The following is a 7,156-nucleotide window of genomic DNA, read 5'->3' on the forward strand; positions in this document are numbered from 1 at the left end:
CCCGTCAACGATTGCCAGTGCCTTCGCGGAAGGCGACATCCTGCAAGTCTTGTTCTTCTCGGTCTTGTTCGGCATTGCTCTGGCGATGACCGGAGAGACGAGCAGGCCGGTCGTTACCTTTCTCCAGGCGCTCACCGCCCCCATTTTTAAGCTCGTCGGCATTCTCATGAAGGCTGCACCCATCGGCGCCTTCGGCGCTATGGCCTTTACGATCGGCAAATACGGAATCGGTTCGGTGGCCAACCTCGCGATACTGGTCGCGACGTTCTATCTGACCGCCTTCCTCTTCGTGTTCGGGGTTCTCGGCGTGGTCTGCCGCTGCAACGGCTTCTCGATCTTTTCTCTTGTCCGCTACATCAAGGACGAGCTGCTGCTTGTCCTGGCAACGTCCTCCTCGGAGGCCGCGCTGCCCTCGCTCATGGAGAAGATGGAGAAGGCCGGCGCCGCGCGTTCGGTCGTAAGTCTCGTCATCCCTACTGGATACTCATTCAATCTGGACGGCACCAATATCTACATGACGATCGCCGCCCTCTTCATCGCGCAGGCGACGAACACAGATTTGTCAATTGCCGATCAGATCCTCCTGCTGCTAATTGCGATGCTTTCCTCGAAGGGTGCGGCAGGCGTCACCGGCGCCGGCTTCATCACATTGGCCGCTACTCTGTCTGTCGTGCCGAGTGTTCCCGTTGCCGGAATGGCTCTAATTCTTGGCGTGGACCGCTTCATGTCGGAATGCCGCGCGCTGACGAATTTAGTCGGTAATGCGGTGGCATCGCTCGTTGTCGCTCGCTGGGAAGGCGAATTGGACCAGTCCCGGATGGAAGCCGCTTTCCGCGGTTAGGGTTACATCAAACGGGCTCCCCGCAAGCAAGCAATAGCGCGACGTGTAAGTCACGGCCTTCACAGCAGTCGAATTGCCGGCCTCCAAAGAGCGCTGGAAATAGTGTACTAACGCGGAGAGTAATACAACACCATGAAGCCCCTAAGCAAACGAACGGTTCACGGAAACTCATCTGGGTCCGCATGGAGCGCTGTTCGTCGAATGCGTTATCAACCGTGGGGTGTGGTAACTATTTCAGCTTGCCGCCCCAAGCCGTCGCGGGATCGCACCGGATGACGGAGGACCGGCCGATCAGAATCGCTAGGGGAAAGCGCGTCACAATTGCCGATCTCGCCCGCGAAGCCGGAGTCAGCGTAGCAACAGTCGATCGGGTTCTGAACGTCCGCCTTCCGGTGCGAGAGGAGACCGCCCAGCGGGTCCATGCGGCCGCGCACGCGATCGGCTATCATGCTGCCGGTCTCATCAAACAGCGCTTGCAGCAGCACCTGCCGCACTACAAGCTGGGCTTCATCTTGAGAAAACCTGCCCACGATTTTTACCAAGATTTCGCTCGCAATATTGAAGAGTCGGTCAGTATGGCTAAATCCTTCCACGGCCTTCCGATCATCGAGTTCGCGCAGTCACATTTGCCGCGTGACCTGCTCCCGCTTCTTAAGGACCTTGGAAGCCGCTGCCAGGCGATCGCCATGGTGGCGGCCGATCACCCGAAAATCACAGCATCAGTCGAGGAGCTCAAGGCGAAAGGTATCCCGGTATTTTCGCTGTTATCCGACTTCGCCGATGGCGTGCGCGAGGGCTACATCGGCCTCAACAACAGCAAGGTCGGACGGACTGCCGCTTGGGTGTTTTCCAAGGCCGCAAAACGGCCCGGCAAGGTGGCGGTGTTTGTCGGAAGCCATCGCTTCCAGGCGCATGCGACGCGGGAAACGGCCTTTCGTGCCTATTTTCGTGAGAACGCGCCCAAATTCGAGGTGCTTGATCCGCTCGTGAACCTTGATGAACGGCAGCTCACTTACGAAAAATTGCTGGATCTTATGCAGCGGGAACCAGAGCTCGTCGGCTTCTATATGGCCGGCGGGGGTATAGAGGGAGCAATTTCCGCGCTCCGAGAAGAGGGGAGCGGTCAGGATCTCGTCGCGATCGTGAGTGAAATGACGCCGCAGTCACGTGGGGCGCTGGCGGATGACATCTTGACGATGGCGGTCGGCACGCCAATGCGCCGACTTTGCCAGGAGCTGATAATGGCAATGGAGCGGGCCATCAAAGCCGGCGTCGCGGAGAGCCCGGGGCAGACATTTCTGCCGTTCGACATTTATCTTCCGGAAAATATTTGACCTTGATGGATTTCTATCATGAGCGCCCATTTTCCTTTCATCGATGAAAGGAAAGCTCGATTGACTCGGCCGTCTCTGTCCGATCTGTGAACCGGCGTGGTTCCGTCTTGAAAGAAGCCGGATGCCGAAATGGCAGCCGCGCTTCATGGAAGGAAAGTCAAGCAATGCGCCAGGTATCGCCCCGCTTTGCACTCAATCACATGGCGGCGCCCCGCCTTGACGTCAGTGCGCTTTTCGCGCTTGCCCGTGACCAAGGCCTGACCGACGTCCAGATCCGTTACCCTCATTTCAGCAATCCTGTCGCACGCGGCATTCCGGCTGCGGACGTTCGGTTTGCCGCTACCGAAGCGGGCGTCACGATCATCTCTGTCAACGCCTTGCAGGGGTTCAACGACTGGACTCCAACGCGTCAGGCCGAGGCAAGCAACCTCGCCGATTATGCGACGGCGTGCGGGGCGGAGACGCTCGTGTTGGTGCCGGCCAACCGCAGCTCGTGGCCCACCAATAGCGAGCGCCAGGACAATCTTCGTTTCGCTCTAAACGAGATCAAGCCAATCCTCCAGTCGCGGGGTCTGATCGGTCTCATCGAGCCGCTGGGTTTCCGAACCTGCTCGCTTCGATCAAAGAAGGAAGCGGCCGAGGCCGTTGCCGCGGTTGATGGCCAGTCCGTCTTTCGCCTCGTGCACGACACGTTCCACCACACCCTGGCCGGGGAGACATGCCTGTTCTGCGAGCTTACCGGCCTGGTGCACATTTCAAGCGTAAACGACCCGACCTTCTGGATTTACCCCGATCGCTTTCTTGCAGGTTCCGACAATGGCAGCCAGATTCAGGCGCTGCTGGATGGCGGCTACGCGGGACCTTTCTCGTTCGAGCTGGTCGAGGAAGTCCATTCTCTGGACGATCTCGCAGGCGCACTTGCCGCCAGCATCGACTTTATCCGGCGAGGGCTATTGTCGTCAAAGTAGATGGTGACAGGAGTAGTGACTATAGGTGCGCCTGAATTTTCCGTGGGTTCACAGCGGGGCAGCCATCCGAGATGCCTCCTGTATCATTATCTCCCGCATCCAGATGCTTGCCGGATCGCTATTGTGGAGGGCCGGCCATTGGAGGGTCTCGGTGAATGTGGGAAATGGCAGCGGAAGTTCGATAACCCGCAGGGGGAACGTTTTTTCGAAATGCCTGACCAGCCGTAAGGGCATGGTCGCTATACGAGCTGTGCCGGACACCATAGGTGGAATCATGCTGAAGCCCTGCACGGCGACCTCGACACGTCTCTTAAGGCCATGCTCAAGCAAAAACCATTCCTCGATAGACGGCTTCATCGTACGCCCGAACCTGACCGCGACGTGCCTCATCGACATGTATCTCTCGAATGTAAGCTGCTGTGGCAGCTGCTTGTTTGTGGGACAGCCTACGCACACGAGCTTCTCGTCAAACAGCGCAACGCTTGAATGCACACTCGACGTGAACATATCCGGTAGAATTAGAAAATCGACGTCACCGCGCCGGAGAAGCTCATCGGGGCTATCGTCGACAGGCAGCAGTTCGAAGCTGACGGCGGGGGCTTCCCGTGAAATACGCTCCACAAGCTTTTCGAAAAACACGAGCGTGACGAAATCGGAAAGAATGATCCTGAAGAGGCGATCGGCTCGAGCTGGGTCAAACGGATCCGAAGAAATAATCGAGCACTGGATGTGCTGGAGAGCGTCGCGAACTGCGGGGGCAAATGCTGCCGCACGCGGGGTTAGAAATCGTTCGCGACCTCTTATCGTAAACAGTTCATCGCGGAAATAATCGCGCAGTCGGGCGACGGCCGCACTCATGGCGGGCTGACTCAGGTTGATCCTGCGTGCCGCCGCCGAGAGATTACGCTCCGTCAGGAGTGCGTCGAGCACAACGAGGAGATTTAGATCAAGTCCTTTGAAACGCATATCATCAGCCATCCATGGGATGGATGCCTTTAACCGAAACAAACGACTTTAACAATTTAGCATTCTTGCAATCTTTTGTCGCAAAAAGTTTATGATGGATGACGTTAAGGTCCGACATATGAGCCGCGTGATCTGCCGAAGCGAGCAATCGTTCGTACTGTGCAGGTCAGAGATTGGCAGTTTGAAACGCCGGGCCGATGGCGCCGGGCTATCAACCAGCGTCTTCGGCGGCCCCGACCTAGCTAGGCGTGGAACCTAATAGGGTGCACCTTTCCAGTCCGAGGCGACTGATGGGCGGTTTGATCCTAAGCTGCCGTGAGGCCTGTGCCAATTGCATCGGCGAGCCAATGCAGCAGTCCGGCAGCGTTTTTGAGAGCTGTTGTAGGCTCGGCCTAAGCCCATTGGCGCAAGCCCATCTGGACGAAGCGCTTGGCCTTGCCGCTATCCGGTATGTGATCTGTGGTGCCTTCTCGTCCTGCTGTTCTTGTTTTGGAACGCCCTTATGGTGAGCCCATCCGGGACGTGGGGCACCGGGAGCACAAAGGTGCAGGCAGGCCGTCAATAGACCGTGGGCTGAGAGCCCGAGCTCGTTACATGGCCGCCCCTCGCGACTTTCCCGGATGCGCTGCGAGCGCGGATCAGTAGATGTCGTGTTGCCCGCCAGCTCCCGTCTTTGACCGAGCCAAGAAAGGAGGAACGGGCATGCTTATCATCGGACTGGATATTCACCGCGCCTTCGCCGAAGCAGTGGCATGGCCGCGTCGACATGCGGCGCGATCTTGTCGCCGAACGATGTCGGGGTGATCGAGGGCACCCGGCAACGCGACGTCCGCTGCAGCTGTGGTTGCGCCGCATGTGAAGGAGGTGGGGATCGCCAAGCCGAAACAGGTGTTTATCGTTGCCTATGCCAAGATCAAAACGACGATCGACGCCGACGTTCTTGCGCAGCTCTATGCCAGCGGCTTCTTGCCAGAAGTCTGGATTGCGGACGAGCCGACGCAGGCTCTGCGTCGACAGGTGACACGGCGCAATCAGATTGTCCGACAGAGATCTCGATTGAAGAGCGTCATCCAGTCGATCTTTCATAGCCACCTGATCCGTCCTGCCCGCATGCCGACCTGTGCGGCGCCAAGGGTCGGACCTGGTTAATCGAGCAGGTCGTACCGCAGGACGAGCGCCTCGCGATCGATGGGCATCTGCGCGAGTTCGACCGATTGGGCGAAGACCTCCAGGTCATCGAACGCGATCTTGTCCGCTCGGCTCTCGAGGATGAAGGCGTGAAGCGGCTGATGACCATTTCCGGCGTCGACATCACCGTCGCGCTGGCGATGAAGGGCGGCGATCGGCGACGTGTCGCGCTTCGACGATCCGCAGAAGCTCGTGACCTATCTCGGGTTGAACCCAAGCGTCCAGCAGTCCGGCCAGGTCCGGCCTACCATGGGCGGATCACCAAGCAGGGCCGTGGTCATGCGCGCGGCATGCTCGTCGAAGCGGCCTGGGCGGCCGCTCGTGCTCCCGGACCGTTGCGAGCCTTCTCCCTGCGGCGTGCGAGCCCGGCGCGGACAGCATGTCGCGGCCGTGGCAACCGCACGCAAACTCTCTGTCGTGATCTGGCATCTGTTGAGAAGGGCGAGAGTTACGCGTGGGCTCGACCCTCCCTGCATGCCAAGAAGCTTGCGCGATGTGGAACTCAAGGCCGGGAGCAAGGCTGTGCGCGGCCAAAAGGGAGCGCGCCCCGGGAAGAAGAGCGCCGCTGGGTGGAGCAGACCGAGGGCGCCTATGCACGCCTCGTCGCCGGTTGGAACCCACGAGGTCCGAAGAGGGTAGGCACGGATGCCGCAAACGAGGCGCGACGATAGAAGCTGCGCGGCAGGGCTCTCATCTCGGACCCTGCTCTTCGCCACGCGGTCGTCCGGCGCGACAGGAGAATAGCGCAGATTTATCAAAAAGGCTCTTGTCGATCACATCAGTGGTCTTGGGCGCTGTACGGCCGGGTGAAGACTTTGCAGGTGGCCCGGAAAGCGTTTGACCTGTAGCGAAGCAATTGTCGTCATTACGCGCTCGACCCGGGCGCCCAGCTTGGCATAAGGGCTACGTGGCCTCAGGAAGCGTCGTCGCCAATGCAGACCATGGACGAATTCCCAGCCGATGCCGAGATGCCGGTCGACCGTGCCTGTCGCCGTCCGGTGATGCGATGCCCCCGAGCGGATGAGTTCGCCCCGGATGCTCCCGGTCACGACGCACGGGCTCGGGTTCCAAGGCGCTCAGTTTTGTTCGCGCCCAATCGGTGTAGGACGCGGCAGAAATACGAGCGTGACGAAATCGGAAAGAATGATCCTGAAGCGGCGATTCGGTAGAGCCGGGTCAAACTATCCGACGAAGTAAACGAGCACTGGATGGGCGGGAGAGCGTCGCGAACTGGAGGGCAAGAGTTCCCGGACGCAGCATTAAGTTTGAATACCTCCGCGGACATGGTCGCGAGCTTATCGCGCAAATAATCGAGCAGCCGAGCGCCGGCCGCACTCATGACCGGCTGGGCTCGGTTAATCCTGCATGCCGCGCCCATGAGGTTGCGCTCTGTCGGGAGTGCGTCGAGCACAACGAGGAGATGTAGTTCACGATCTTTGAAAAGCGTGGTCAACCATCCAAAGTGTGGATGCCTTTCATCGAAACAAACGATTTCATCAATGTTCTGGAATCCTGCATGGGCAGAAGCACCTGACGCACACCGATGCCCCCACTGCCTCATGGCGTGGCGAGCGTCTTAAGAAACCGCCCGAAAGGAGATTTTTCATGCGCTCTACCGGGCAGTGGAGTGCTGGGAAAGGGAGTTGCAACTGACCGGCCATGTCAAACTGTCCGACTTCTTCCGAGCCTATGGACAGACTGGAAACCTTCCAGCCATTCGAAAGCAGGCCGCAGTTGGGCCGGCGCGAGACCCGAAGCCCGCGCAATCGGCTACGACGCGCACGGTGTAGCGGCTCACATCGTGATACTGCACCTACGCCACACACCGGCCGGACCTGATCCGGCTTTATGAGCATTGG

General features: G+C 59.1%; 4 protein-coding genes and 2 pseudogenes. 5 read left to right on the plus strand and 1 reads right to left on the minus strand.

Translation table 11 applies throughout. The annotated features are described in order from the left end of the window. The 3 genes from EOB80_RS33895 to EOB80_RS33905 form a co-directional block, all read left to right on the plus strand. The coding region (locus EOB80_RS33895) for a cation:dicarboxylase symporter family transporter (protein ID WP_127332327.1) at positions 1–841 on the plus strand (841 nt) is incomplete at its 5' end. A 272-nt stretch (positions 842–1,113) separates the two neighbouring features. Continuing rightward, complete coding sequence (locus EOB80_RS33900; RefSeq protein WP_024505889.1) at positions 1,114–2,175, plus strand: LacI family DNA-binding transcriptional regulator; 1,062 nt, start codon at positions 1,114–1,116, stop codon at positions 2,173–2,175. A gap of 164 nt (positions 2,176–2,339) precedes the next feature. Further along, complete coding sequence (locus tag EOB80_RS33905) at positions 2,340–3,143, plus strand: TIM barrel protein (protein WP_127332329.1); 804 nt, start codon at positions 2,340–2,342, stop codon at positions 3,141–3,143. Between the two features lie 48 nt (positions 3,144–3,191). Here EOB80_RS33905 and EOB80_RS33910 read toward each other — a convergent pair whose 3' ends face one another. After that, a complete protein-coding gene (locus EOB80_RS33910; protein WP_063170390.1) occupies positions 3,192–4,109 on the minus strand; it encodes a LysR family transcriptional regulator in 918 nt (305 codons plus the stop codon). A 702-nt stretch (positions 4,110–4,811) separates the two neighbouring features. On the opposite strand from EOB80_RS33910, the pseudogene EOB80_RS35780 reads away from it, so the two are divergent. Both EOB80_RS35780 and EOB80_RS33920 read left to right on the plus strand, forming a co-directional pair. Beyond that, positions 4,812–5,968 (plus strand): annotated as a pseudogene (locus tag EOB80_RS35780) (IS110 family transposase). 934 nt (positions 5,969–6,902) lie between these two features. After that, positions 6,903–7,107, plus strand: a pseudogene (locus EOB80_RS33920) (acyltransferase); the annotation flags it as partial. Positions 7,108–7,156: the final 49 nt, after the last annotated feature.

It is taken from the genome of Mesorhizobium sp. M7A.F.Ca.MR.245.00.0.0 (assembly GCF_003997415.1).
Classification (GTDB): Bacteria; Pseudomonadota; Alphaproteobacteria; order Rhizobiales; family Rhizobiaceae; genus Mesorhizobium.